This is a genomic window from Streptomyces sp. NPDC051907, from assembly GCF_040681075.1.
GTDB lineage: Bacteria > Actinomycetota > Actinomycetes > Streptomycetales > Streptomycetaceae > Streptomyces.
In genome coordinates, this window is the sequence record NZ_JBFAYB010000095.1 from 1 (window position 1) to 24,836 (window position 24,836).

The 24,836-nt window shown below is 70.9% G+C and carries 21 protein-coding genes; 3 read left to right on the forward strand and 18 right to left on the reverse strand.

The window, feature by feature from the left end:
- Positions 1-230: 230 nt before the first annotated feature.
- From nuoN to AB0M39_RS33745, 15 genes are read right to left on the reverse strand one after another with little or no spacing between them, the layout of a single operon-like run.
- Positions 231-1,892, reverse strand: a complete 1,662-nt coding sequence (gene nuoN / locus AB0M39_RS33675) for an NADH-quinone oxidoreductase subunit NuoN (protein WP_365370540.1) — start codon at positions 1,890-1,892, stop codon at positions 231-233.
- Entirely contained in the window at positions 1,889-3,460 is a 1,572-nt protein-coding gene (locus AB0M39_RS33680; RefSeq protein WP_365370542.1) for an NADH-quinone oxidoreductase subunit M, read from the reverse strand. The genes nuoN and AB0M39_RS33680 overlap by 4 nt, the downstream gene beginning before the upstream one ends.
- 1 nt (position 3,461) lies before the next feature.
- Positions 3,462-5,366, reverse strand: coding sequence for an NADH-quinone oxidoreductase subunit L (nuoL, locus tag AB0M39_RS33685; protein WP_365370544.1), 1,905 nt, complete (start codon positions 5,364-5,366; stop codon positions 3,462-3,464).
- A gap of 15 nt (positions 5,367-5,381) precedes the next feature.
- On the reverse strand, positions 5,382-5,681 hold the full coding sequence (nuoK, locus tag AB0M39_RS33690) for an NADH-quinone oxidoreductase subunit NuoK (protein WP_365370546.1): 300 nt from the start codon (positions 5,679-5,681) through the stop codon (positions 5,382-5,384).
- Complete coding sequence (locus AB0M39_RS33695; protein ID WP_365370548.1) at positions 5,678-6,502, reverse strand: NADH-quinone oxidoreductase subunit J; 825 nt, start codon at positions 6,500-6,502, stop codon at positions 5,678-5,680. Before AB0M39_RS33695 ends, nuoK begins: the two co-directional genes overlap by 4 nt.
- The gene (nuoI, locus tag AB0M39_RS33700; protein WP_365370550.1) at positions 6,499-7,086 is read right to left on the reverse strand and encodes an NADH-quinone oxidoreductase subunit NuoI; all 588 of its coding nucleotides are present in this window, start codon (positions 7,084-7,086) and stop codon (positions 6,499-6,501) included. The genes AB0M39_RS33695 and nuoI overlap by 4 nt, the downstream gene beginning before the upstream one ends.
- Positions 7,079-8,476, reverse strand: a complete 1,398-nt coding sequence (nuoH, locus tag AB0M39_RS33705) for an NADH-quinone oxidoreductase subunit NuoH (protein WP_365370552.1) — start codon at positions 8,474-8,476, stop codon at positions 7,079-7,081. The genes nuoI and nuoH overlap by 8 nt, the downstream gene beginning before the upstream one ends.
- Positions 8,473-8,619, reverse strand: coding sequence for a hypothetical protein (locus tag AB0M39_RS33710; RefSeq protein ID WP_365370554.1), 147 nt, complete (start codon positions 8,617-8,619; stop codon positions 8,473-8,475). Before AB0M39_RS33710 ends, nuoH begins: the two co-directional genes overlap by 4 nt.
- The gene (locus AB0M39_RS33715; protein WP_365370556.1) at positions 8,616-11,117 is read right to left on the reverse strand and encodes an NADH-quinone oxidoreductase subunit G; all 2,502 of its coding nucleotides are present in this window, start codon (positions 11,115-11,117) and stop codon (positions 8,616-8,618) included. Before AB0M39_RS33715 ends, AB0M39_RS33710 begins: the two co-directional genes overlap by 4 nt.
- Positions 11,114-12,490, reverse strand: coding sequence for an NADH-quinone oxidoreductase subunit NuoF (nuoF, locus tag AB0M39_RS33720; RefSeq protein WP_365370558.1), 1,377 nt, complete (start codon positions 12,488-12,490; stop codon positions 11,114-11,116). The genes AB0M39_RS33715 and nuoF overlap by 4 nt, the downstream gene beginning before the upstream one ends.
- Positions 12,490-13,323: an NADH-quinone oxidoreductase subunit NuoE gene (gene nuoE, locus AB0M39_RS33725; RefSeq protein ID WP_365370560.1), complete on the reverse strand. Its 834-nt coding sequence runs from the start codon at positions 13,321-13,323 to the stop codon at positions 12,490-12,492. Before nuoE ends, nuoF begins: the two co-directional genes overlap by 1 nt.
- Positions 13,320-14,642, reverse strand: a complete 1,323-nt coding sequence (locus AB0M39_RS33730; RefSeq protein WP_365370562.1) for an NADH-quinone oxidoreductase subunit D — start codon at positions 14,640-14,642, stop codon at positions 13,320-13,322. The genes nuoE and AB0M39_RS33730 overlap by 4 nt, the downstream gene beginning before the upstream one ends.
- On the reverse strand, positions 14,639-15,361 hold the full coding sequence (locus AB0M39_RS33735; RefSeq protein WP_365370564.1) for an NADH-quinone oxidoreductase subunit C: 723 nt from the start codon (positions 15,359-15,361) through the stop codon (positions 14,639-14,641). The genes AB0M39_RS33730 and AB0M39_RS33735 overlap by 4 nt, the downstream gene beginning before the upstream one ends.
- The gene (locus AB0M39_RS33740) at positions 15,358-15,912 is read right to left on the reverse strand and encodes an NADH-quinone oxidoreductase subunit B family protein (protein WP_365370566.1); all 555 of its coding nucleotides are present in this window, start codon (positions 15,910-15,912) and stop codon (positions 15,358-15,360) included. The genes AB0M39_RS33735 and AB0M39_RS33740 overlap by 4 nt, the downstream gene beginning before the upstream one ends.
- 18 nt (positions 15,913-15,930) lie before the next feature.
- The gene (locus tag AB0M39_RS33745; RefSeq protein ID WP_030494815.1) at positions 15,931-16,290 is read right to left on the reverse strand and encodes an NADH-quinone oxidoreductase subunit A; all 360 of its coding nucleotides are present in this window, start codon (positions 16,288-16,290) and stop codon (positions 15,931-15,933) included.
- Positions 16,291-16,979: 689 nt separating this feature from the next.
- On the opposite strand from AB0M39_RS33745, the gene AB0M39_RS33750 reads away from it, so the two are divergent.
- Positions 16,980-17,780: a C40 family peptidase gene (locus AB0M39_RS33750; RefSeq protein ID WP_365370568.1), complete on the forward strand. Its 801-nt coding sequence runs from the start codon at positions 16,980-16,982 to the stop codon at positions 17,778-17,780.
- Between the two features lie 302 nt (positions 17,781-18,082).
- Here the strand turns inward: AB0M39_RS33750 and AB0M39_RS33755 are convergent, their stop codons facing one another.
- Positions 18,083-18,991, reverse strand: a complete 909-nt coding sequence (locus AB0M39_RS33755) for an NAD(P)-binding domain-containing protein (protein ID WP_365370593.1) — start codon at positions 18,989-18,991, stop codon at positions 18,083-18,085.
- Positions 18,992-19,081: 90 nt separating this feature from the next.
- Here AB0M39_RS33755 and AB0M39_RS33760 point away from each other — a divergent pair, with 90 nt between their 5' ends.
- Entirely contained in the window at positions 19,082-20,083 is a 1,002-nt protein-coding gene (locus AB0M39_RS33760) for a helix-turn-helix domain-containing protein (RefSeq protein WP_365370570.1), read from the forward strand.
- On the opposite strand, the gene AB0M39_RS33765 is transcribed toward AB0M39_RS33760, so the two are convergent.
- Positions 20,049-21,344 carry a geranylgeranyl reductase family protein gene (locus AB0M39_RS33765; protein ID WP_365370572.1) on the reverse strand — a complete coding sequence of 432 codons (1,296 nt, stop codon included), beginning with the start codon at positions 21,342-21,344 and terminating at the stop codon, positions 20,049-20,051. The two genes, AB0M39_RS33760 and AB0M39_RS33765, sit on opposite strands and share 35 nt — an antisense overlap.
- A 112-nt stretch (positions 21,345-21,456) precedes the next feature.
- Here AB0M39_RS33765 and AB0M39_RS33770 point away from each other — a divergent pair, with 112 nt between their 5' ends.
- A complete protein-coding gene (locus AB0M39_RS33770) occupies positions 21,457-21,993 on the forward strand; it encodes a GNAT family N-acetyltransferase (RefSeq protein WP_365370573.1) in 537 nt (178 codons plus the stop codon).
- On the opposite strand, the gene AB0M39_RS33775 is transcribed toward AB0M39_RS33770, so the two are convergent.
- Positions 21,980-24,706 carry a zinc-ribbon domain-containing protein gene (locus AB0M39_RS33775; RefSeq protein ID WP_365370575.1) on the reverse strand — a complete coding sequence of 909 codons (2,727 nt, stop codon included), beginning with the start codon at positions 24,704-24,706 and terminating at the stop codon, positions 21,980-21,982. The two genes, AB0M39_RS33770 and AB0M39_RS33775, sit on opposite strands and share 14 nt — an antisense overlap.
- Positions 24,707-24,836: the final 130 nt, after the last annotated feature.

Below are 24,836 nucleotides of genomic sequence, written 5' to 3' on the forward strand. Positions count from 1 at the left end.
GCCACGGCCCCCCCCCCCCCCCGGGGGGCGGGGGCCCCCCACCCCCCCGGGCGCGTGGCGGTGGGCACCCCCCGCCGGCCCGGGGGTCCCCCCCCCCCCCGTCCGGCGATTGAGGACACGGCCGAAGGCCGTACCGGGCCCGGGAGCAGCGCCCCGCCAACGAGGCTCGGGCCCCCGCCGCGAAGCGGAAGAACAAGCCCGTCCGGCGATTGAGGTTGCCGCAGGGCCGCTCAGCGCGCGAACACGCTCGCCTGGCCGGCCAGATCCAGGAAGTACTGCGGCGCCACGCCCAGCACGAGCGTCACCGCCACTCCCACCGCGATCGTCGTCATCGTCAGCGGCGAGGGCACCGCGACCGTCGGGCCGTCCGCCTTCGGCTCGCTGAAGAACATCAGCACGATCACCCGGATGTAGAAGAACGCGGCGATGGCCGACGAGATCACGCCGACCACGACCAGCACTCCCGCGCCGCCCTCCGCCGCGGCCTTGAAGACCGCGAACTTCCCGGAGAAGCCCGAGGTCAGCGGAATGCCGGCGAACGCCAGCAGGAACACCGCGAACACCGCCGCCACCAGCGGCGAACGCCGCCCGAGCCCCGCCCACTTGGACAGGTGCGTCGCCTCGCCGCCCGCGTCCCGCACCAGGGTGACCACCGCGAACGCGCCGATCGTCACGAAGGAGTACGCGCCCAGGTAGAAGAGCACGGACGAGACGCCCTCGGGCGTGGTGGCGATGACGCCGGCGAGGATGAAGCCGGCGTGCGCGATCGAGGAGTACGCCAGGAGCCTCTTGATGTCGGTCTGGGTGATCGCGACGATCGCGCCGCCCAGCATCGTGACGATGGCGACGGCCCACATGACCGGCCGCCAGTCCCAGGCGAGCCCGGGCAGCACCACGTACAGCAGCCGCAGCAGCGCGCCGAACGCCGCGACCTTCGTCGCCGCCGCCATGAAGCCGGTGATCGGGGTCGGCGCGCCCTGGTAGACGTCCGGCGTCCACATGTGGAACGGCACCGCGCCTACCTTGAAGAGCAGCCCGGTCAGGATCATCGCGCCGCCGATCAGCAGCAGCGCGTCGTTCCCCATGGTGTCGGCGAGCGCCGGGTCGATCGTGCGGACGCTGCCGTCGACGACGTCGGCGATCCGGGCGTACGACATCGAGCCCGCGTAGCCGTACATCAGGGCGATCCCGAAGAGCAGGAACGCCGAGGAGAACGCGCCCAGCAGGAAGTACTTCACCGCGGCCTCCTGCGACATGAGCCGCTTGCGGCGGGCCAGCGCGCACAGGAGGTAGAGCGGGAGGGAGAAGACCTCCAGCGCCACGAAGAGCGTCAGCAGATCGTTGGCGGCCGGGAAGACCAGCATGCCGGTGATCGCGAAGAGCGCCAGCGGGAAGACCTCGGTGGTGGTGAACCCGGCCTTGACCGCGGCTTTCTCGCTGTCGCTGCCGGGCACGGACGCGGCCTGCGCGGCGAACGAGTCGATGCGGCTGCCGTGCGCCGCGGGGTCGAGCCGGCGCTCGGCGAAGGTGAAGACGGCGACCATCGAGGCCAGCAGGATGGTGCCCTGGAGGAACAGCGCGGGGCCGTCGACCGCGATGGCGCCCATCGCCGCGATATGCGCCTTGGTCGTGCCGTACCCGCCGGCGGCGAGCCCGACGACCGCGGCGAAGGCCGCGGCGAGCGCCACGACCGTCAGGAACACCTGCGCGTGGTAGCGGGCCCTGCGGGGCACGAACGCCTCGACGAGCACGCCGACGATGGCCGCGCCGACGACGATCAGCGCCGGCGCCAGCTGGGCGTACTCGATCTGGGGCGCCGGGATCTTGTCGATCGGGTCGGCGGCGGCCGTCGCGGCCGTCGTCCACAGGCTGTGGACAGCTGTAGCGCTCACTTCGCCGCCTCCACCTCGGGCTTGGGGTCCGTCTTGTGTACGTCGGACATGGTGTGCTCCACGGCCGGATTGACGATCTCCGTCAGCGGCTTGGGGTAGACGCCGAGGAAGAGCAGCAGCGCGATCAGCGGCGCCACCACCGCCAGCTCACGGACCTTGAGGTCCGGCATGCCCTGCACCTCGGCCTTGACCGGGCCGGTCATCGTCCGCTGGTAGAGGACGAGGGTGTAGAGCGCGGCGAGCACGATGCCGAAGGTCGCGATGATCCCGACCGCCGGATAGCGCGCGAACGTGCCGACCAGGACCAGGAACTCGCTCACGAAGGGCGCGAGCCCCGGCAGCGAGAGCGTGGCCAGACCGCCGATGAGGAAGGTGCCCGCGAGGACCGGGGCCACCTTCTGCACCCCGCCGTAGTCCGCGATGAGCCGCGAGCCGCGCCGCGAGATCAGGAACCCGGCCACCAGCATCAGGGCTGCGGTCGAGATCCCGTGGTTGACCATGTAGAGCGTCGCGCCCGACTGGCCCTGGCTCGTCATCGCGAAGATGCCCATGATGATGAAGCCGAAGTGCGAGATCGAGGCGTACGCCACCAGCCGCTTGATGTCCCGCTGGCCGACCGCGAGCAGTGCGCCGTAGACGATGCTGATCAGCGCCAGCACGAGGACGACCGGCGTCGCCCACTGGCTGGCCTCGGGGAAGAGCTGGAGGCAGTAGCGGAGCATCGCGAAGGTGCCGACCTTGTCGACGACCGCGGTGATCAGCACGGCGACCGGGGCGGTGGCCTCTCCCATCGCGTTCGGCAGCCAGGTGTGCAGCGGCCACAGCGGCGCCTTCACCGCGAAGGCGAAGAAGAAGCCGAGGAAGAGCAGCCGTTCGGTGTTGGTGGCCATCTCCAGCTGCCCGCTCGCCCGGGCCTCGGCGATCTCGGTGAGCGAGAAGCTCCCGGCGACCACATAGAGCCCGATGACCGCGGCCAGCATGATCAGGCCGCCGACCAGGTTGTAGAGCAGGAACTTCACGGCCGCGTACGACCGCTGGGTGGCGGCCGCCTCCTCGCCGTGCTCGTGGGCGCGGTCGCCGAAGCCGCCGATGAGGAAGTACATCGGGATGAGCATGGCTTCGAACAGGATGTAGAAGAGGAAGACGTCGGTGGCCTCGAAGGAGAGGATCACCATCGCCTCGACCATCAGGATCAGGGCGAAGAAGCCCTGCGTCGGCCGCCAGCGCTTGCTGCCGGTCTCCTGGGGGTCGGCGTCGTTCCAGCCGGCCGCGATCACGAACGGGATCAGCAGCGCGGTCAGCGCGATGAGCGCCACCCCGATGCCGTCCACGCCCAGTTCGTACCGGACGCCGAAGTCCTTGATCCAGGCGTGCGACTCGGTGAGCTGGTACCGGTCGCCGCCGGGCTCGAAGCGGACGAGCACGGTCACGGCCAGCACGAGGGTGGCGAGCGAGAAGAGCAGCGCCAGCCATTTGGCGGCGGTCCTCCTCGCGGCGGGGACGGCGGCGGTGGCGATCGCGCCGATCGCCGGGAGGGCCGCCGTGGCCGTCAGAAGGGGGAAGGACATGTCAGACCGCCCTCATCAGCAGGGTCGCGGCGATCAGGATCGCCGTACCGCCGAACATCGAGACCGCGTACGAGCGGGCGTAGCCGTTCTGCAGTTTGCGCAGCCGGCCGGAGAGCCCGCCGAAGCCGGCGGCCGTGCCGTTGACCACGCCGTCGACCAGGGTGTGGTCGACGTAGACCAGCGAGCGGGTGAGGTGCTCGCCGCCGCGGACCAGGACCACGTGGTTGAAGTCGTCCTGGAGGAGATCGCGGCGGGCGGCCCGGGTGAGCAGCGAGCCGCGCGGCGCCGTGACGGGCACCGGCCGGCGTCCGTACTGGAGATAGGCGACGGCGACGCCGATCAGCAGCATCGCCATGGTGGCGGCGGTGATCGTCGGCACGCTGATCACCGGGTGCGGGTGCTCGAACTCGGTGACCGGCGCGAGCCAGTTGACGAACCGGTCGCCGATGCTGAAGAACGCTCCCGCGAAGACCGATCCGAAGGCCAGGAAGATCATGGGGATCGTCATGGACCTCGGGGACTCGTGCGGATGGGGCGCCTCGCCGTCCGCGTCGGGCTGCCAGCGCTTGTCGCCGAAGAAGGTCAGCAGCATCACGCGGGTCATGTAGAACGCGGTGATGCCCGCGCCCAGCAGCGCGATCCCGCCGAAGATCCAGGCCCGCGCGCCCTCCTGGGCGAACGCCGCCTCGATGATCTTGTCCTTGGAGAAGAACCCGGAGAACGGCGGCATCCCGATGATCGCGAGATAGCCGAGGCCGAAGGTGACGTAGGTGATCGGCATGTACTTGCGCAGACCGCCGTACTTGCGCATGTCGACCTCGTCGTTCATGCCGTGCATCACGGAGCCCGCGCCGAGGAAGAGCCCGGCCTTGAAGAAGCCGTGGGTCACCAGGTGCATGATCGCGAAGGCGTATCCGATCGGGCCGAGCCCGGCCGCCAGGATCATGTAGCCGATCTGCGACATGGTCGAGCCGGCCAGCGCCTTCTTGATGTCGTCCTTCGCGCAACCGACGATCGCACCGAACAGGAGCGTGACCGCGCCGACCACCACGACCGCGAGCTGCGCGTCGGGCGCGGCGTTGAAGATCGCGCCGGAGCGGGTGATCAGATACACGCCCGCGGTGACCATGGTCGCGGCGTGGATCAGGGCCGAGACCGGAGTCGGGCCCTCCATCGCGTCCCCGAGCCAGGACTGCAGCGGCACCTGGGCGGACTTGCCGCACGCGGCGAGGAGCAGCATCAGCCCGATGGCCGTCAGCATGCCCTCGCTCGTCTCGGAGGTGGACCCCAGCACCGGGCCGAAGGCGAAGGTCCCGAAGGTGGTGAACATCAGCATGATGGCGATCGACAGGCCCATGTCGCCGACCCGGTTGACCAGGAAGGCCTTCTTGGCCGCGGTCGCCGCGCTGGGCTTGTGCTGCCAGAAGCCGATGAGCAGGTAGGAGGCGAGGCCGACGCCCTCCCAGCCGACGTACAGCAGAAGGTAGTTGTCGGCGAGGACCAGCAGCAGCATGGCCGCCAGGAACAGGTTCAGATAGCCGAAGAAGCGGCGGCGGCGCTCGTCGTGCTCCATGTAGCCGATGGAGTAGACGTGGATCAGCGTGCCGACGCCGGAGATGAGCAGGACGAACGTCATCGACAGCTGGTCGAGCTGGAAGGCGACGTCCGCCTGGAAGCCCTCGACGGGAATCCAGCTGAACAGCCGCTGGTGCAGCGTGCGGTCGTCGGCGCTCTTGCCGAGCATGTCGACGAAGAGCACCGCGCCGAGGACGAAGGAGGCGCCCGCGAGCACGGTGGCGATCAGATGGCCGCTGCGGTCGAGGCGCCGCCCTCCGCACAGCAGGAGGGCCGCTCCGAGCAGAGGCGCCGCGATGAGCAGCGCGATCAGGTTCTCTGTGTTAGTCACGGTCCAGCGACCCCTTTACAGCTTCATCAGGCTGGCGTCGTCGACCGAGGCCGAGTGGCGGGAACGGAACAGCGACACGATGATCGCCAGCCCGACCACGACCTCCGCGGCGGCGACGACCATCGTGAAGAACGCGATGACCTGGCCGTCGAGGTTGCCGTGCAGCCGGGAGAAGGCGACGAACGCGAGGTTGCAGGCGTTGAGCATCAGCTCGACGCACATGAAGACCACGATCGCGTTCCGACGGATCAGAACTCCGGCCGCGCCGATGGTGAACAGCAGGGCGGCCAGATAGAGGTAGTTGACCGGATTCACCGTGTGGCCTCCTCTTCGTCCCGGTCCCGTCCGAGCCGTTCCTCGGAGCGCCGCTCAAGGGCCTTCAGATCGTTCATCGCCTCGCGGGAGACGTCGCGGATCTGGCCGCGCTCGCGCAGCGTCTTGCTGACGGTGAGCTCGGACGCCGTGCCGTCGGGCAGCAGGCCGGCGATGTCCACGGCGTTGTGCCGGGCGTAGACGCCGGGGGCGGGCAGCGGCGGCAGGTGCTTGCCCTCGCGCACCCGCTGCTCGGCCAGCTCCCGCTGGGTCTTGGCGCGCTCGGTGCGCTCCCGGTGGGTGAGCACCATCGCGCCGACGGCCGCCGTGATCAGCAGCGCGCCGGTGATCTCGAAGGCGAAGACGTACTTGGTGAAGATGAGCTGGGCGAGCCCCTCGACGTTGCCGCCGCGGGCGGTGTTGGCGGCGCCCAGGCCGTTGAAGGTCTCCAGCGAGGCGTGGCCGATGCCGGCGATCAGCAGAACGCCGAAGCCGAGCCCGCAGGCCGCCGCCAGCCAGCGCTGGCCCTTCAGCGTCTCCTTGAGCGAGTCGGCCGCGGTGACGCCGACCAGCATGACGACGAAGAGGAACAGCATCATGATCGCGCCGGTGTAGACGATGATCTGGACGACGCCCAGGAAGTACGCGCCGTTGGCGAGGTAGAAGACCGCCAGGACGATCATGGTCCCGGCGAGGCAGAGCGCGCTGTGCACGGCCCGCCTCATCAGGATCGTGCAGAGCGCGCCGATCACGGCGACGGTCCCCAGCACCCAGAACTGCACAGCCTCCCCGGTGGAGGTGGCCGAAGCCGCGAGCGCGCTCATGCGTCCACCTCCTCGCCCTTCTCCCCCTTGGAGGCGGCGGGCTGCTGGACGGTGCCGGGGGCGGCCTCGGTGACCAGGCCCCGGTAGTAGTCCTGCTCGTCCATGCCGGGGTAGATCACGTGCGGGGAGTCGACCATGCCCTCGTCGAGTCCGGCGAGGAGCTGCTCCTTGGTGTAGATGAGGCTCTCGCGGGAGCTGTCGGCCAGCTCGAACTCATTGGTCATGGTCAGCGCCCGCGTCGGGCAGGCCTCGATGCACAGCCCGCACAGAATGCAGCGGGCGTAGTTGATCTGGTAGACCCGGCCGTAGCGCTCGCCTGGGGAGTAGCGCTCCTCCTCGGTGTTGTCCGCGCCCTCCACATAGATGGCGTCCGCCGGACAGGCCCAGGCGCACAGCTCGCAGCCGACGCACTTCTCGAGTCCGTCCGGATGGCGGTTGAGCTGGTGCCGGCCGTGGAAGCGCGGCGCGGTGACCTTCTGCTGCTCCGGGTACTGCTCGGTCAGCCGCTTCTTGAACATGGCCTTGAAGGTCACGCCGAAGCCGGCGACCGGGTTCTGGAACGAGCCCTCTGATTCCTCAGACACCGTCAGCCTCCTTTCCGTCGCTGGGTCCGTCACTGTCAGTATTGGGGCCGCCACTGACAATCAGCTCGCGGTCACGGCGCGGCCGCCTGCGGGGCACCGGCGGCAACTCCTGTCCCGGCAGCGGCGGCACGGGGAATCCGCCGGCCATCGGGTCGAACGCGGGCGGCTTCGGCTTGGCCGCCTCCGCCTCCTTCTCCTTCTTGCCGCGGAAGACGTCGGCGACGAAGGAGAGCAGCAGCACCGCGATGACGGCGCCGCCGACGTAGAGCACGATCTGCTGGAAGTCGTAGTTCTCGTTGCGCAGCGCGCGGACGGTCGCCACCAGCATCAGCCAGACGACCGACACCGGGATCAGGACCTTCCAGCCGAGCTTCATCAGCTGGTCGTAGCGGACCCGGGGCAGCGTGCCGCGCAGCCAGATGAAGAAGAAGAGCAGCAGCTGGACCTTGAGGACGAACCAGAGCATCGGCCACCAGCCGTGGTTCGCGCCCTCCCAGAGAGTGGAGACCGGGTACGGGGCGCGCCAGCCGCCGAGGAAGAGGGTGACCGAGACCGCGGAGACGGTGACCATGTTGACGTACTCGGCCAGCATGAACATCGCGAACTTGATCGAGCTGTACTCGGTGTTGAAGCCGCCGACCAAGTCGCCCTCGGACTCGGGCATGTCGAAGGGGGCGCGGTTGGTCTCGCCGATCATCGTGACGACGTAGATGATGAACGAGACCGGCAGCAGCACGATGTACCACCGGTCCGCCTGCGCCTCCACGATCGCCGAGGTCGACATCGACCCGGAGTAGAGGAAGACGGAGGCGAAGGCCGCGCCCATCGCGATCTCGTACGAGATCATCTGCGCGCAGGAGCGGAGCCCGCCGAGCAGGGGGTACGTGGAGCCGGACGACCAGCCCGCCAGGACGATGCCGTAGATGCCGACCGAGGCGACCGCGAGGACGTAGAGCATCGCGATCGGCAGGTCGGTGAGCTGCATCGTGGTGCGCTGGCCGAAGATCGAGATCTCGTTGCCGGCCGGGCCGAAGGGGATCACGGCGATCGCCATGAAGGCCGGGATGGCGGCGACGATCGGCGCGAGGACGTAGACCACCTTGTCCGCGCGCTTGACGATCACGTCTTCCTTCAGCATCAGCTTGATGCCGTCGGCCAGCGACTGGAGCATGCCCCAGGGGCCGTGCCGGTTGGGGCCGATGCGCAGCTGCATCCAGGCGACGACCTTGCGCTCCCACACGATGGAGAACAGCACGGTGATCATCAGGAAGGCGAAGCAGAAGACGGCCTTGATGGCGACGAGCCACCAGGGGTCGCGTCCGAACATCGACAGGTCCTCGAGAGCGAGGACGCTCCCTGGGACGTCGCCGACATGAGCAACGGCGATCATGCGCGCACCTCCGGTCCGGGGTCGACGATTCCGCCCTCGGCCGGCGGACAGGCATGGGCGGCGTCGGCGTACGGCCGGCGGCGGGCCCCGGCGGCGAGGCGACCCGGCCCGGCCGCCGCGCCCTGCACGACCGCGCCCGTCATGACCGCACCTCCGGCGCCTGGGTCTGCGGGCGCGCCGGGCCGATGCGGACCAGCCGGCCCGGGAGCGCGCCCGTGTCCGCGGCGACGCCGCCGCCCGTCGAGTTCATAGGCAGCCACACCACCCGGTCGGGCATCTCGCTGACCTGGAGCGGCAGTTCGACCGCGCCCGCGGGGCCGGTGACCTTCAGCAGGTCGCCGTCCTTCACGCCGCTCTCGGCCGCCGTCGCCGCCGAGAGCCGGGCCGTCGCCGCGTGGCGGGTGCCGGCCAGGGCCTCGTCGCCCTGCTGGAGCAGGCCCTGATCGAGCAGGAGCCGGTGGCCCGCCAGGACCGCCTCGCCCTCGCCCGGGCGGGGCAGCGGCTGCGCGGACTCCGCGGGCTCGCTCGCCCGCGTCCCGTCCCAGCCGCCGAGCCGGTCCATCTCGGTCCGCACCGACTTCAGATCCGGCAGCCCGAACGCGACGTCCATGGCGTCCGCCAGCATGTGCAGCACCCGCGCGTCGGCCGGCGCCAGGCGCCGTGTCATCTGCTCGGGCTTGAGCGCGGCCTCGAACGGCCTGGCCCTGCCCTCCCAGTTGAGGAACGTGCCGGGTTTCTCCGCGACGGCCGCGACCGGGAAGACCACGTCCGCGCGCTCGGTGACCTCGCTCGGCCGCAGCTCCAGCGAGACCAGGAACCCGACGTCGTCGAGCGCCTGGCGCGCGCGGGCCGGGTCGGGCAGGTCCGCGACCTCGACGCCGGCCACCAGCAGCGCGCCGAGCTCGCCGGTGGCCGCGGCCTCGACGATCTGGCCGGTGTCGCGTCCATAGCGGTGCGGAAGCTCGCGCACCCGCCAGGCCGCCGCGGTCTCCTCGCGGGCCCGCGGGTCGGTGGCGGGACGGCCGCCGGGCAGCAGCGAGCAGATCGCGCCCGCCTCGACCGCGCCGCGCTCGCCGGCCCGCCGCGGGATCCACACCAGGTCCGCCCCGGTGGCCGCCGCGGTGCACACGGCCGCGGTGAGCCCGCCGGGCACGCCCGCGAGCCGCTCGCCGACCACGATCACCGCGCCCTCGGTGCGCAGCGCCGCCGCCGCTCGCTCGCCGTCCCCGTCCAGTCCGGCGCCGGACGCCAGCGCGTCCAGCCACTCGGTCTCGGTGCCGGGGGCGGCGGGCAGCAGCGTGCCGCCCGCCTTCTCCAGGCCGCGGGTGGCGTACGAGGCCAGCGCGAAGGTGCGCTGTCCGTGCTTGCGGTGGGCCTTGCGCAGCCGCAGGAAGACGCCGGGGGCCTCCTCCTCGGACTCGAACCCGGCGAGCAGCACCGCCGGGGCCTTCTCCAGCGATCCATAGGTGACGCCGGCGCCGTCCAGGTCCCGTCCGCGCCCTGCGACGCGGGCGGCCAGGAAGTCGGCCTCCTCGGCGGAGTGCGCCCTGGCCCGGAAGTCGACGTCGTTGGTGTCGAGGGCGACCCGGGCGAACTTGGCGTACGCGTACGCGTCCTCGACCGTCAGCCGGCCGCCTGCCAGGACGCCCGCCCGGCCGCGCGCCGCGCCCAGCCCGCGGGCCGCCGCCTCCAGCGCCTCCGGCCAGCTCGCCGGCTCCAGGGCGCCCGCCTCGTTGCGCACCAGCGGAGTGGTCAGCCGGTCGGGCTTCTGCGCGTACCGGAACGCGAAGCGTCCCTTGTCGCACATCCACTCCTCGTTGACCTCGGGGTCGTCCGCCGCGAGGCGCCGCATGACCTTGCCGCGCCGGTGGTCCGTGCGGGTCGCGCAGCCGCCCGCGCAGTGCTCGCACACGCTCGGCGAGGACACCAGGTCGAAGGGGCGGGAGCGGAACCGGTACGCCGCCGAGGTCAGCGCTCCCACCGGGCAGATCTGGATGGTGTTCCCGGAGAAGTACGACTCGAAGGGGTCGCCCTCGCCGGTGCCGACCTGCTGGAGCGCGCCCCGCTCGATCAGCTCGATCATCGGGTCGCCCGCGACCTGGTTGGAGAAGCGGGTGCAGCGGGCGCACAGCACGCACCGCTCGCGGTCGAGCAGCACCTGTGTGGAGATCGGCACCGGCTTCTCGTACGTCCGCTTCCTGCCCTCGAAGCGGGAGTCCGTGTCGCCCACCTGCATCGCCTGGTTCTGCAGCGGGCACTCGCCGCCCTTGTCGCAGACCGGGCAGTCCAGCGGGTGGTTGATCAGCAGCAGCTCCATCACGCCGCGCTGCGCCTTCTCGGCGACCGGCGAGGTCAGCTGCGACTTGACGACCATCCCGTCGGTGCAGGTGATCGTGCAGGAGGCCATCGGCTTGCGCTGGCCCTCGACCTCGACGATGCACTGGCGGCAGGCGCCGGCCGGGTCGAGCAGCGGGTGGTCGCAGAAGCGCGGGATCTCGATGCCGAGCAGCTCGGCGGCGCGGATGACCAGGGTGCCCTTGGGCACGGAGATCTCGACGCCGTCGATGGTCAGGGTGACGAGGTCCTCGGGCGGCACCGCCGGAGTGCCGGAGCCGGCGGCGTTGGACGTCGTGACGGTCATGCCCGCACCTCCGCGTGCTGGTCGGCCCAGAGAGTCGACTTGGCCGGGTCGAAGGGGCAGCCGTTGCCCGTGATGTGCTGCTCGTACTCCTCGCGGAAGTACTTCAGCGAGGAGAAGATCGGGCTCGCCGCGCCGTCGCCGAGCGCGCAGAACGACTTGCCGTTGATGTTGTCGGCGATGTCCGCGAGCTTGTCGAGGTCGGCCATGACGCCCTTGCCTGCCTCGATGTCGCGAAGGAGCTGGACGAGCCAGTACGTGCCCTCGCGGCAGGGCGTGCACTTGCCGCAGGACTCGTGGGCGTAGAACTCGGTCCACCGCGTCACGGCCCGCACCACGCAGGTGGTCTCGTCGAAGCACTGGAGCGCCTTGGTGCCGAGCATCGAGCCGGCCGCGCCCACGCCCTCGTAGTCCAGCGGGACGTCGAGGTGCTCCTCGGTGAACATCGGGGTCGAGGAGCCGCCCGGGGTCCAGAACTTGAGGCGGTGTCCGGCGCGCATGCCGCCGCTCATGTCGAGCAGCTGGCGGAGCGTGATGCCGAGCGGGGCCTCGTACTGTCCGGGTCCTGCGACATGGCCGCTGAGGGAGTAGAGCGTGAAGCCGGGGGACTTCTCGCTGCCCATCGACTTGAACCAGTCCTTGCCCCGGTTGAGGATCGCGGGAACCGACGCGATGGACTCCACGTTGTTCACCACAGTGGGGCACGCGTACAGACCGGCGACCGCGGGGAAGGGGGGTCGCAGCCGGGGCTGGCCGCGGCGGCCCTCGAGGGAGTCCAGCAGCGCCGTCTCCTCGCCGCAGATGTACGCGCCCGCGCCCGCGTGCACGGTGAGCTCGAGGTCGAGTCCGCTGCCGAGGACGTCCTTGCCGAGGTAGCCCGCTTCGTACGCCTCGCGCACGGCCTCGTGCAGCCTGCGCAGCACGGGCACGACCTCGCCGCGCAGATAGACGAAGGCATGGCTGGAGCGGATCGCGTAGCAGGCGATCACGATCCCCTCGATCAGGGAGTGCGGGTTGGCGAACAGGAGCGGGATGTCCTTGCAGGTCCCGGGCTCCGACTCGTCGGCGTTGACGACCAGGTAGTGCGGCTTTCCGTCGCCCTGCGGGATGAACTGCCACTTCATCCCGGTGGGGAAGCCCGCGCCGCCGCGGCCGCGCAGACCGGAGTCCTTGACGTACGCGATGAGGTCGTCGGGCGACATGGCCAGCGCCTTGCGCAGGCCCTGGTACCCCTCGTGGCGCCGGTAGGTCTCCAGCGTCCAGGACTCGTCGTCGTCCCAGAACGCGGACAGGACGGGTGCGAGCAGCTTCTCGGGACTCGTGTCTCCTCCGGCCTCCGGCCGGGAGGGACCCCCATACTCGGTGGACAACGTCATCACTCCCCCTCCTCGGTGACCGGGCCGGACGGGTGGTTCGGGTCGGAGTCCGACGTGTTCTGCGGCGCGTCGTGCGAGCTGAGGTGCTGGGCGCCGGGCTGCGCCCTGTCCTGCCGGGCCTCGCCGCGCGGGGAGACGATCCGGGCCGCGGTCGTCTCGCCCTTGGCGAGCCTCAGTCCGATCAGCGAGGCGGGGCCCGCGCCGCCGGTGGCCTCGACCGCGCCGGGGCGCTCGTCGGGGAAGCCGGCCAGGATCCGCGCGGTCTCCTTGAACGTGCACAGGGGCGCGCCGCGGGTGGGCGAGACCTCCCGGCCCGCGCGCAGGTCGTCGACCATCTGCTTGGCGCTGGCGGGAGTCTGGTTGTCGAAGAACTCCCAGTTGACCATCACCACGGGCGCGAAGTCGCAGGCCGCGTTGCACTCGATGTGCTCGAGGGTGACCTTGCCGTCGTCGGTCGTCTCGTTGTTGCCGACGCCGAGGTGCTCCTTGAGCTCCTCGAAGATCGCGTCGCCGCCCATGACCGCGCAGAGCGTGTTGGTGCAGACGCCGACCTGGTAGTCGCCCGAGGGCCTGCGCCGGTACATCGAGTAGAAGGTGGACACGGCGGTGACCTCGGCGGTGGTCAGCTCCAGCACCTCGGCGCAGAACCGGACGCCGGTACGGGTGACGTGCCCTTCCTCGGACTGCACCAGGTGCAGCAGCGGCAGCAGGGCGGACCGGCTGTCGGGGTAGCGGGCGATCACCTCCTTGGCGTCCGCCTCGAGCCTGGCGCGCACGTCGGCCGGGAAGTCGGGGGCGGGGAGCTGCGGCATCCCCAGAGATACGTCCGTCATCGGTCGACGCCTCCCATCACGGGGTCGATGGACGCGACGGCGACGATGACGTCGGCGACCTGGCCGCCCTCGCACATCGCCGCCATGGCCTGCAGGTTGGTGAAGGACGGATCGCGGAAGTGGACCCGGTAGGGGCGGGTGCCGCCGTCGGAGACGACGTGGACGCCCAGCTCGCCCTTGGGCGACTCGACGGCCGCGTACGCCTGTCCGGCGGGGACCCTGAAGCCCTCGGTCACCAGCTTGAAGTGGTGGATCAGGGCCTCCATGGAGGTGCCCATGATCTTCTTGATGTGGTCGAGGGAGTTGCCGAGCCCGTCCGGGCCGAGCGCGAGCTGCGCGGGCCAGGCGATCTTCTTGTCGGCGACCATGACCGGCCCCGGCTCCAGCCGGTCCAGGCACTGCTCGACGATCCGCAGCGACTGCCGCATCTCCTCCAGGCGGACGAGGAAGCGGCCGTACGCGTCGCAGGAGTCGGCGGTGGGGACCTCGAAGTCGTAGGTCTCGTATCCGCAGTACGGGTCGGTCTTGCGCAGGTCGTGGGCCAGGCCCGCGGAGCGCAGGATCGGCCCGGTGGCGCCGAGGGCCATGCAGCCGGTCAGGTCGAGGTAGCCGATGTCCTGCATACGGGCCTTGAAGATGGGGTTGCCGGTGGCGAGCTTGTCGTACTCCGGCAGGTTCTTCTTCATGGTCTTCACGAACTCGCGCACGGCGTCGACCGCGCCGGGCGGCAGGTCCTGGGCGAGTCCGCCGGGCCGGATGAACGCGTGGTTCATGCGCAGGCCGGTGATCAGCTCGTAGAGGTCCAGGATCATCTCGCGGTCCCGGAACCCGTAGATCATGATCGTGGTGGCGCCGAGCTCCATGCCGCCGGTGGCGATGCACACCAGGTGGGAGGAGAGCCGGTTCAGCTCCATCAGCAGGACGCGGATGGCCGTCGCCCGGTCCGGGATGTCGTCGGTGACGCCGAGCAGCTTCTCCACGCCCAGGCAGTACGCCGTCTCGTTGTAGAACGAGGTGAGGTAGTCCATGCGCGTCACGAAGGTCGTGCCCTGCGTCCAGGTCCGGAACTCGAGGTTCTTCTCGATGCCGGTGTGCAGGTAGCCGATGCCGCAGCGGGCCTCGGTGACGGTCTCGCCGTCGATCTCGAGGATCAGCCGGAGCACCCCATGGGTGGAGGGGTGCTGCGGACCCATGTTGACGACGATCCGCTCGTCGTCGGCGCGGGCCGCGGACTGGACGATCTCGTCCCAGTCGCCGCCGGTGACCGTGTAGACGGTCCCCTCGGTGGTCTCGTGGGGCGATGAAGGCGAAGTGCTCACGAGTACGACCTCCGCTGGTCCGGAGCCGGGATCTGGGCGCCCTTGTACTCGACGGCGATGCCGCCGAGCGGATAGTCCTTGCGCTGCGGGAAGCCCTGCCAGTCGTCCGGCATCATGATCCGGGTGAGGGCGGGGTGGCCGTCGAAGACGAGCCCGAAGAAGTCGTACGTCTCGCGCTCGTGCCAGTCGTTCGTCGGATAGACCGAGACGAGCGACGGGATGTGCGGATCGGCGTCGGGGGCGGAGACCTCGAGGCGGATCAGCCGGCCGTGGGTGAGCGAGCGCAGGTGGTAGACGGCGTGCAGCTCGCGGCCCTTGTCCTGGAGGTAGTGGACGCCGCTGACGCCGGTGCAGAGCTCGAAGCGCAGCGCGGGGTCGTCCCGCAGGGTGCGCGCCACCTGGAGCAGGTGCTCGCGCGCGATGTGGAAGGTGAGCTCGCCGCGGTCGACGACCGTCTTCTCGACGGCGTTCTCGGGGACGAGCCCCTGCTCCTCCAGCGCGCCCTCGAGCTCGTCGGCGACCTCGTCGAAGTAGCCGCCGTAGGGGCGGTGGGAGGCGCCGGGCAGTGTCACCGTTCTGACGAGCCCGCCGTAGCCGCTGGTGTCCCCGCCGTTCGCGGCGCCGAACATGCCCCTGCGGACGCCGATCACGTCGCCGCTCTCGTCGCGGGGGGCGGGCACCTCGTTGCCGTTGGCGCTCGCGCCGTTGCTCTCGGTCATCGGAGCAGCCCCTTCATCTCGATGAGGGGGAGCGCCTTGAGGGCCGCGTCCTCCGCCTCGCGGGCCGCCTCCTGCGCGTTCACGCCGAGCTTGGAGCTCTGGATCTTCTGGTGGAGCTTGAGGATGGCGTCCATCAGCATCTCCGGGCGGGGCGGACAGCCCGGCAGATAGATGTCGACGGGGACGATGTGGTCGACGCCCTGGACGATCGCGTAATTGTTGAACATTCCGCCCGACGACGCGCAGACGCCCATGGAGATGACCCACTTGGGGTTGGGCATCTGGTCGTAGACCTGCCGCAGCACGGGCGCCATCTTCTGGCTGACCCGGCCGGCCACGATCATCAGGTCGGCCTGGCGCGGCGAGCCGCGGAAGACCTCCATGCCGAAGCGCGCCAGGTCGTAGCGGCCGGCGCCGGTCGTCATCATCTCGATGGCGCAGCAGGCGAGGCCGAAGGTCGCGGGGAAGACGGATGACTTGCGCACCCAGCCCGAGGCCTGTTCGACGGTGGTGAGCAGAAAACCGCTCGGCAGCTTCTCTTCGAGTCCCATTGGTGGCCCCTCAGCCCCTCAGTCCCATTCCAGGCCGCCTCGCCGCCATACATACGCATAGGCGACGAAGACGGTGAGCACGAAGAGCAGCATCTCCACGAGCCCGAAAAGCCCCAGGGCGTCGAAGGTGACCGCCCAGGGGTAGAGGAAGACGATCTCGATGTCGAAGACGATGAAGAGCATCGCCGTCAGGTAGTACTTGATGGGAAAGCGGCCGCCTCCGGCCGGTGTGGGCGTCGGCTCGATGCCGCACTCGTACGCTTCCAGTTTCGCGCGGTTATACCGCTTTGGGCCGATAAGCGTGGCCATGACCACGGAGAAGATCGCAAACCCTGCCCCGAGGGCGCCGAGCACAAGGATGGGCGCGTAAGCATTCACCCTCCCCGCTCCTTCCAGTCGTCCTTGACCGTTGGACCGCACCGGGCAACCGCCTCGCCGCCTCGAAGATCGTGCACATGTGAGGCAGTTCACAAGCCCGACTGCCCCGCATCCTATGCCTGCCGGTCTGTGATCTGCGACACGGGGTGCGCCAACGTCTTTGTGATCTTCACCACCAGGCGAAGGATCATGAAGTCGGATGAGCGGTGATCTTCATGCGTGAAGCGCCCGAGCGATCACGAGACGTGACATTCAAGGGTGTTACCGCTGGTCGCAGGCGTGCTCCCCTATCAAGGGATGGCGCATACAGGCAAATTGGCGATGGACCGCAACGGGTGATAAAGGACGGCTCGTCACTCGACCGAGGGGGCGACGGAGTTCGAAGTGGACGCGTGCACTCGTTCACGAGCTCCCGAGCGGGTCGGCGTAGACCATTCTGTGACCTGCACCACTCCCGTTCCGTTGCACTAAAAGCGGGCTTGGCCATCGGTGTGAAGGGGTGGTAAGCGCCAGGCAATTCGGACCTTTTATGGAAAGCCAATGATCACAGCTGTGATCATGGGCGCCCGTTTTGCCCGTTACGGCGTCAATAAGGCTGCCCACAGAGCGGATTCGGGGATTCCGGCCACAACTGTGGCGCAACACACGTTTCTTGAAGGGAACCCGGGGGACTGATAGCCGTAGTTCTCATGTCCCACACCGCTCACATACCCAGCCACCGGAAACCCCGCCGCAGCGCTTCGAAGATCGCGATCCGCGCCGGAGTTGCCGGTGGCTTCCTCGGCACCCTCGCGGTGGCCGGTGCTGCCGGGCCGGCGAACGCCGAGCCGGTGACCGAGACCATCGAGATGCCCACCCTGACGTCCGCGGGCCTGTCCGCGGCCGTCGCCCAGTCCGCCCAGTCCACGCAGCAGGTCGCGCTCGACCTCGAGCTGCAGGCCCAGGAGAACGCCGCGGCCGACAAGGCCGCGAAGGCCGCCAAGAAGGCCAAGGCCGAGGCGGACCGCAAGGCCGAGGCCAAGGAGAAGGCCGAGGCGAAGGAGCGCGCCGAGGCCGCCCAGGAGCGCTCGTCCCGCACCGCCGAGCGCACCAGCCTCTCCGCGTCCGCGAGCGCCTCCAGCTCCGCCCCGGCGAGCGGCTCCGCGGCGACCGTCGTCGCCTTCCTCAAGGCGCAGCTCGGCGACGCGTACATCATGGGCGCCACCGGCCCCAACGCCTGGGACTGCTCCAGCCTGGTCCAGGCCGCCTTCCGCGAGGTCGGCGTCGACCTCCCGCGCGTCTCCCAGGACCAGTCCCTCGCGGGCACCCAGGTGGGCACGTCCAACCTCCAGGTCGGCGACATCCTGTACTGGGGCGGTGCGGGCTCCGCGTACCACACCGGTGTCTACATCGGCGACGGCAAGTACCTCGACGCCGCCAACCCCGGCAAGGGCGTCGTGATCCAGGACCTGTCGGGCTACCCGGCGACGGGCGCGGTCCGCGTCCTGTGATCTGACCGTCTCACACGCCTGAAAGGGCCGCGGCTCCCCCGCTCGGGGAGGTAGCCGCGGCCCTTGTGTGCGTGTGGGCGTTCTGTGCGTCCGCGTACGGGGTCGGGCCCTCAGGTGCGGGCACCAGGCACCCGGCGATGAGGTCTGAGCCCTCAGGGGCCAGCCAAGCCAGGCGGCAGGACTCGCCATGCAGGCCGCAAGCCTCAGACCGCGGGCCTCAGGCGCACGCTGCACGCCGAAGGGTCAGCCGCGCCAGGCCGCAGACCTCAGCCCGCAGAACCCCACGCCCCACGCCCCACGCCTCACGCCTTGCGGAACGACTCGATCAGGCGGGCGTAGCTGTCGCCGCCGTGGCCCGCCGCGGCCGCCTTGGCCATCAGTTCGCGGTGCAGCTCCGGCAGCCGTCCGTCGATCCCCCGGTCCCGGCCCGCGTGCAGCAGGTGCTCGACCGCCACCAGCTGTACGTCGATCGTGGCGTCGTCCCCCGGGTAGCTGCCGTCGTCGATCTGCCCCGCGTAGAGGTCCATGAAGCCGGCCACCCCCGTCAGCCAGCGGACGGCGATCGCGGTGAACTCCTTCGCCCCCACCCCGTCCGCGCCGACCAGCGCCGTCGCGTGCAGCCAGCCGCCGAACACCGACCACATCAGGCCCAGCAGCCCGGTGTCGTACAGCGAGGCCACCCCCGCGTCCTCGCCCAGGTCGATGGGCTCGCCCAGCGCGGACAGCGTCTCCCGGTGCTCCGCGAGCGTCTGCGGCGAGCCGCTGTACAGGAGCATGATCGCCGGGTTCCCGATGCCGGGCGGCGTCGACATGATCCCGCCGTCGAGGTACCGGGCGCCGTGCCCGGCGGCCCAGCCGGCGGACTCCCGGGCCTGCTCCGGGGAGCCGGACGTCAGATTGACCAGGACCCGGCCGGCGAGCGCGTCGGCGACGGGGTCGAGGAGCTCGTGCACGGCGGCGTAGTCCAGGACGCAGACCACCACGACCTCGCTCGCGGCGACCGCATCGGCCACCGTGCCGGCCCGCACCGCGCCCCGCTCGACCAGCGCCTTCGCCTTGTCGGGCGTGCGGTTCCACACGGTCGTGGGGTGTCCGGCGGCCAGGAAGGCCCCGGCGAGGGCCGTTCCCATCTGGCCGAGCCCGATGACGGTGACCTTTTCGCGGCTCATGTGCGCTCTCTCCTCGTTCGCGTGGTTTTCTCGGTACGAGATCCACACTCGCAGCGCCCGCGAGCCGTCGACAGTGGCAGGACTGCCTCCATCCGAACCATTCGTGCCAGGGCTTTCGCCTACGCTTCCCGCATGAGCAGCAGCCCGGGAACCGTCGCCGTAGCCGTCGTCCAGGACGCGGGCATCTCCCTGTGGGAGCTGTACGAACTCTCCATCGCCTGCACGGTGTTCGGCATCCCGCACCCCGACCTCGCCGACCCCTGGTACGAGCTGCGGCTGTGCGGCGCCGGCGGGGACTCGGGCGGCGCCGGCTTCTCGCTGCGCGCGGACCACGGCCTCGACGGCCTCGTCGGCGCGGACACCGTGATCGTGCCGTCCGTGCCGGACGCCGTCGTCGAGGAGGGCCAGGAGCCGCCCGGCGAACTCGTCGAGGCGCTGCGGGAGGCCGCCGCCTCGGGGGCCCGGATGGTCTCGCTGTGCACGGGCGCGTTCGCGCTCGCCGCGGCCGGGCTGCTGGACGGCCGCCGCGCCACGGCCCACTGGCAGCACACCCGCGAACTGGCCGCCCGCCACCCGAAGGTGATCGTCGACGACTCGGTGCTCTACACCGACGACGGATCGGTGCTCACCAGCGCGGGCGCGACCGCCGCGCTCGACCTGTGCCTGCACCTGGTCCGCCGCGACCTCGGCGCGCACGTCGCGGGCCAGCTCGCCCGCCGGCTGGTGGTCCCGGCCCACCGCACGGGCGGCCAGGCCCAGTTCATCGAGCAGCCGGTACCCGCGGGCGACGACGACAGCCTCGGCCCCGTGCTCCAGTGGGCGACGCGCCACCTGGACGAGCCGCTGACCGTCCAGGACCTGGCGCGCCAGGCCCGGATGAGCCCGCGCACCTTCTACCGCCGCCTCCAGGAGGCCACCGGCACGACGCCGCTCCAGTGGCTGCTGGACCAGCGCATCGCGCGCGCCCAGAGCCTGCTGGAGTCGACGGGGCTGCCCGTCGACCGGATCAGCGAGCAGAGCGGTCTGGGCTCGGCGGCCAATCTGCGCCGCCACTTCACCCGGTCGGTCGGGGTCTCCCCGACCGACTACCGGCGGGCGTTCAGGCCTTCGGGGCCACCTTCGAGAGACCGTTGATGATGCGGTCCATCGCGTCGCCGCCCGAGGGGTCGGTGAGGTTGGCGAGCATCTTCAGCGTGAACTTCATCAGCAGCGGGTGGGTCAGACCGCGCTGCGTCGCGATCTTCATGACCTTGGGGTTGCCGATGAGCTTCACGAAGGCGCGGCCGAGCGTGTAGTAGCCGCCGTAGGTGTCCTTGAGGACCTTCGGGTAGCGGTGCAGGGCGAGTTCGCGCTGGGCGTCGGTCGCGCGGGCGTGCGCCTGGACGATGACGTCGGCGGCGATCTGCCCGGACTCCATGGCGTAGGCGATGCCCTCGCCGTTGAAGGGGTTCACCAGGCCGCCCGCGTCGCCGACCAGCAGCAGGCCGCGGGTGTAGTGCGGCTGCCGGTTGAAGGCCATCGGGAGCGCGGCGCCGCGGATCGGCATCGTCATGTTCTCCTCGGTGTACCCCCAGTCCTCGGGCATCGAGGCGCACCAGGCCTTCAGCACCTCGCGCCAGTCGAGCTCCTTGAAGGAGGCCGATGTGTTGAGCACGCCGAGGCCGACGTTCGAGGTGCCGTCGCCCATGCCGAAGATCCAGCCGTAGCCGGGCAGCAGGCGGTCCTCGCCCGGTCCGCGCCGGTCCCACAGCTCCAGCCAGGACTCCAGGTAGTCGTCGTCGTGGCGGGGAGAGGTGAAGTACGTCCGCACGGCCACGCCCATCGGCCGGTCCTCGCGCCGGTGCAGGCCCATCGCGAGGGAGATCCGGGAGGAGTTGCCGTCGGCGGCGACGACGAGCGGAGCGTGGAAGGAGACGGGGGTCTTCTCCTCGCCCATCTTGGCGTGGACGCCGGTGATCCGGCCGGTGCGGTCGTCGATGATCGGGGCGCCGACGTTGCACCGCTCGTGCAGCCGTGCGCCCGCCTTCTGCGCCTGCCGGGCCAGCTGCTCGTCGAAGTCGTCCCGCTTGCGGACGAGTCCGTAGTCCGGGTAGGAGGCGAGATCCGGCCAGTCGAGCTGGAGGCGCACCCCGCCGCCGATGATCCGCAGGCCCTTGTTCCGCAGCCAGCCGGCCTCCTCGGAGATGTCGATGCCCATCGACACCAGCTGCTTGGTGGCGCGGGGGGTCAGCCCGTCGCCGCAGACCTTCTCGCGCGGGAACGCGGTCTTCTCCAGCAGCAGCACGTCCAGTCCCGCCTTGGCGAGGTAGTACGCGGTCGTGGAGCCGGCCGGGCCTGCCCCGACGACGATCACATCGGCGGTGTGCGCCGTGTTCTTGACGAGTGGCTCGGTCACGGCGGGTTCTCCCGAAGACTCGATATTGCGTACCGATATTGCGTACCGATCGGCACTGGACCTGTGCAGTCTATGGGGGCCTGCTGATCCACAGACTGAAGGGCTCCTCCCTATGACAAGGCCGCTCCCCGCCGTCCAGTTGCGTGTGCCCACCGACGAGGACGCCCTGACCTGGCATCGGGCCTTCGACGATCCGGAGGTCATGGAGTTCCACGGCGGGGCGTCGGCGGAGCTTTCGGAGTACGAGGAGCTGACCGCCCGGCAGCGCAGACACGACGCCGAACGGGGCTTCTGCTTCTGGACGATGCTGGACGAGTCGGGCGAGGTCATCGGCTTCACCGGCGCGCAGCCGTGGCCGCACGAGGGCTTCGGCCCGGTCGGCGAGATCGAGATCGGCTGGCGTCTGACCCGCGCCGCGTGGGGCAAGGGGTACGCGACGGCCGCCGCCCGCACCACGCTGGAGCGGGTGCGGGCGGCGGGGGTGGAGCGGGTGGTCGCGATGGTCGACGCGCGCAACGCGCGGTCGATCGCGGTGATCGAGCGGCTCGGGATGGAGCTCGTCGAGACCTTCACGACGCCGAGGTCCCAGCGGAAGGGCTACTGCTTCCGCCTGGACCTCGGCGCCGAGGCGTCGACTAGCCGACCTTGAAGGTCTTGATCGCGGTCGAGAACACCACGTCCTGGTCCGGGTCCCAGTCCGCGGCGCGGCCGGCGGCGAGGATCGCGTACTCCGTGCCGTCCGCGGCGACGAAGGCCTGGTCGATCACGTGCCGCCGCAGGTCGCTCTCGTCGGGCTCGGGCACGTGCGTGAACTCCCAGAGCGCGCCGGGGCGGCCCTGGAAGGTGTTCTGGGTCAGCTGGGCGCGCTGGTAGTCGGCGCCGGTGTTCGCCAGGTGCTTCTTCTCCAGGCCGAGGAAGTTCTCGTACGACGACATCGGCGTGTTCGGGACGATGCCGACCTGGAGGTACGCGCCGCCGGTCGGGGCCTCGTAGAAGATCTGGCTGCCGGCCTGGCGGCGCTTCCAGCCGTCCATCACGCCGACGGCGAACCCGGCGGGGTCCTGCTTCAGCGAGAACCCGGAGGGGAGGGCCTCGCCGCCTGCGGCGCCGCCAGAGGAGCTGTCCGAGCCGTCTACGGCGCTCGCCGAAGGAGTCGCCGAGGGGCCGGCGGTGGGGTCGGCTGTGGGGCTCGTCGACGGCGTCCCCGGCGTGCTCTGGGAGGGCGAGGGCGTCGGGCTCGCGGACGCGACGGGCTTCTCGTCCTTCCGCGTGTCGGCGTCGGCGCCCTTGTCCTTCTGGAGCATGAGCACCCCGGCGGCGCCGCCTCCGCCGATCACGAACGCGGCGGTGAGGGTCGCGGTCCAGACGACGACCTTCCGCTTGCGCTCGCCGGAGGCGGGGGCGGGCTCGGGGGCGGGGCCGATCTGCACGGCGTACGGGTCGTGCGGCGCCGGGGCGTAGGGCGCGGCGGCGTGGTGGGCGGGCGCGGGGGCGGGCGCGGGGGCGAGATCGAAGCCGGGGGCGGTGGCGGGGTGCGGCGCGGGCTGATCGAATCCCGGCGCGGGCGCGGACCCCGGCGCGGGCTGGTCGAGCCCCGGCGCGGTCGCCGGGTGCGGCACCGGCTGCTCAAAGCCCGGCGCGGGCTGCTGGAAGCCGGGCGCGGGTGCAGATCCCGGCACCGGCTGATCGAACCCAGGCGCGGTCGCCGGGTGCGCCGCCGGCTGCTCAAAGCCCGGCGCGGGCTGGTCGAACCCCGGCGTCGGCTGCTGGAAGCCCGGCGCGGGCGTGGATCCCGGTGTCGGCGGGGTGTACGGGAGCGGCGGCGCGTACACCGGCGGCGCCGCCGTGCGCCCCGCCGCCCGCAGGACGAACGGGCCCAGGAACGTCGCCGCTCCCACCCACAGCAGACCGAACAGCAGCCCGTCCGGAACGCTCGGCGCGAACTCCCACGTGCCCTGCCCGCCGATGTCCGACACCCCGCCCGACATCTCGGCGGAGAATCCGCTGACGCTCAGGAACAGCAGGATCAGGCCCAACGAGAACACCCCGACCAGCACCTGCTCGCGCCGGTCGGCCGAGCGGCGGGCCGCCCAGACGCCCAGGATCAGCGCGCAGACCGCGCCGAGCGCCAGCGTCCCGGCCATCGCGCCGCCGCCCCACTCGTCGCCGATCTCCCCCAGCCCGAACTTGCCGTGCTCCCGCAGGGAGCCGATCACGCTGAAGCCGCCGTCGACGTCGTACTCGACCGGCACGCCCCAGCTCAGCCCGAGCACCGCGAAGCCGAGGTTGGGCAGGATCGCCACGCCGGCCAGCAGGGCCTGGCCGTCCAGGTCGTCGGAGTTGGCGTACACGACGAAGCCGACCAGCGAGCAGATCGCGATCACGGCGCCGAGCGCCCGCAGGGCCGTTCCCAGGGAGCGGACCGTCGACTGCACGCCGGGCCGCTGCGCGAGCCAGAGCGCCAGATCGTCGCGTTGCAGCACGCCCGACGTCGCCAGGAGCGAGATCACCAGCGCGCCGAGCGCGGCCAGCAGCGGGGAGGAGGAGACCTCGACGCCCGCGATCGCGGGCTGGGCGAACAGACCGAGGACCAGCACCGCGCCGGTGACCAGCAGCGAGACCCGTACGGCCGCCTCCAGGCCCTCGCCGCGCGTACGCAGCATGCGCGCGCCCAGGCAGAGCGCGAGGACGAACAGGACGGTCACCGTCAGCGGGACGAGCGAGAACGTGATGGCGCCCTGCGCCGCGTCCAGGCCGGAGTCGCCGAGGCCGCGGCTGTCCGAGAAGCTCGAGTCGGATCCGCCGGGGTAGCCGGGGAAGTCGTCGCTCGAGATCCCACCGGACCCCGAAGACCCCGATGAGCCCGAGTCGCCGAACCGCGAGGGCCGGCTCTCCGTCGCCGTCATCTCGAAGCCGCCGCCGACGCCCTGGAGCAGCACGGCCAGCGCGATCCGCAGCCGGTCGCTCCAGCCGACGACGACCTCGTCGTCCTGTCCGTACGAGGGGATGGCGAGCGCCGCCGCGAGCACCAGCAGCAGACCGGCCGGCCAGGCGGCCGCCTTCGCCGAGGCGAGCCAGTCGCCGCGGAACACCCGGCCGAGAAACACGCCGGCGGGCGACGGCTGGACGGGCCCTGGGCCGTACCCCGGGGGCGGCGGAGGGGGAGGCGGAGCGAGCGGGGCGCCGGCGGGGACGGGCGGCCCGGAGGAGACCGGCGCTGCGGAGACCGGCGCTGCGGCCGGCCCGGAGGAGACCGGCGCGGGCGGCGCCTCCGGCGCGGGGACCTGCTCGCGCCCGCATTTCATGCAGAAGCGGGCCTCGTTGGGAGAGGGGTTTCCGCAGTGCGGGCAGTACGACGCCATGGGGAGCACTCCGAGGTGACACGCGGGGACGTGGAAGCTGACGGGGAGACGACCGCCGTCGACAGCGGTGGACGGTCGTAGACGACTGACACATCTTCCCCGGCTGGCGGTTCCCGTCAACTCGCTTTCC

What these genes read in the sequence shown, in the direction of transcription:
- AB0M39_RS33680 (WP_365370542.1), bottom strand. Translation starts at nt 3,460, where the DNA reads ATGTCCTTCCCCCTTCTGACGGCCACGGCGGCCCTCCCGGCGATCGGC.
- AB0M39_RS33695 (WP_365370548.1), bottom strand. Translation starts at nt 6,502, where the DNA reads ATGAGCGCGCTCGCGGCTTCGGCCACCTCCACCGGGGAGGCTGTGCAG.
- nuoH (WP_365370552.1), bottom strand. Translation starts at nt 8,476, where the DNA reads ATGATCGCCGTTGCTCATGTCGGCGACGTCCCAGGGAGCGTCCTCGCT.
- AB0M39_RS33710 (WP_365370554.1), bottom strand. Translation starts at nt 8,619, where the DNA reads ATGACGGGCGCGGTCGTGCAGGGCGCGGCGGCCGGGCCGGGTCGCCTC.
- AB0M39_RS33715 (WP_365370556.1), bottom strand. Translation starts at nt 11,117, where the DNA reads ATGACCGTCACGACGTCCAACGCCGCCGGCTCCGGCACTCCGGCGGTG.
- nuoF (WP_365370558.1), bottom strand. Translation starts at nt 12,490, where the DNA reads ATGACGTTGTCCACCGAGTATGGGGGTCCCTCCCGGCCGGAGGCCGGA.
- nuoE (WP_365370560.1), bottom strand. Translation starts at nt 13,323, where the DNA reads ATGACGGACGTATCTCTGGGGATGCCGCAGCTCCCCGCCCCCGACTTC.
- AB0M39_RS33735 (WP_365370564.1), bottom strand. Translation starts at nt 15,361, where the DNA reads ATGACCGAGAGCAACGGCGCGAGCGCCAACGGCAACGAGGTGCCCGCC.
- AB0M39_RS33740 (WP_365370566.1), bottom strand. Translation starts at nt 15,912, where the DNA reads ATGGGACTCGAAGAGAAGCTGCCGAGCGGTTTTCTGCTCACCACCGTC.
- AB0M39_RS33750 (WP_365370568.1), top strand. Translation starts at nt 16,980, where the DNA reads ATGTCCCACACCGCTCACATACCCAGCCACCGGAAACCCCGCCGCAGC.
- AB0M39_RS33760 (WP_365370570.1), top strand. Translation starts at nt 19,082, where the DNA reads ATGAGCAGCAGCCCGGGAACCGTCGCCGTAGCCGTCGTCCAGGACGCG.
- AB0M39_RS33770 (WP_365370573.1), top strand. Translation starts at nt 21,457, where the DNA reads ATGACAAGGCCGCTCCCCGCCGTCCAGTTGCGTGTGCCCACCGACGAG.
- AB0M39_RS33775 (WP_365370575.1), bottom strand. Translation starts at nt 24,706, where the DNA reads ATGGCGTCGTACTGCCCGCACTGCGGAAACCCCTCTCCCAACGAGGCC.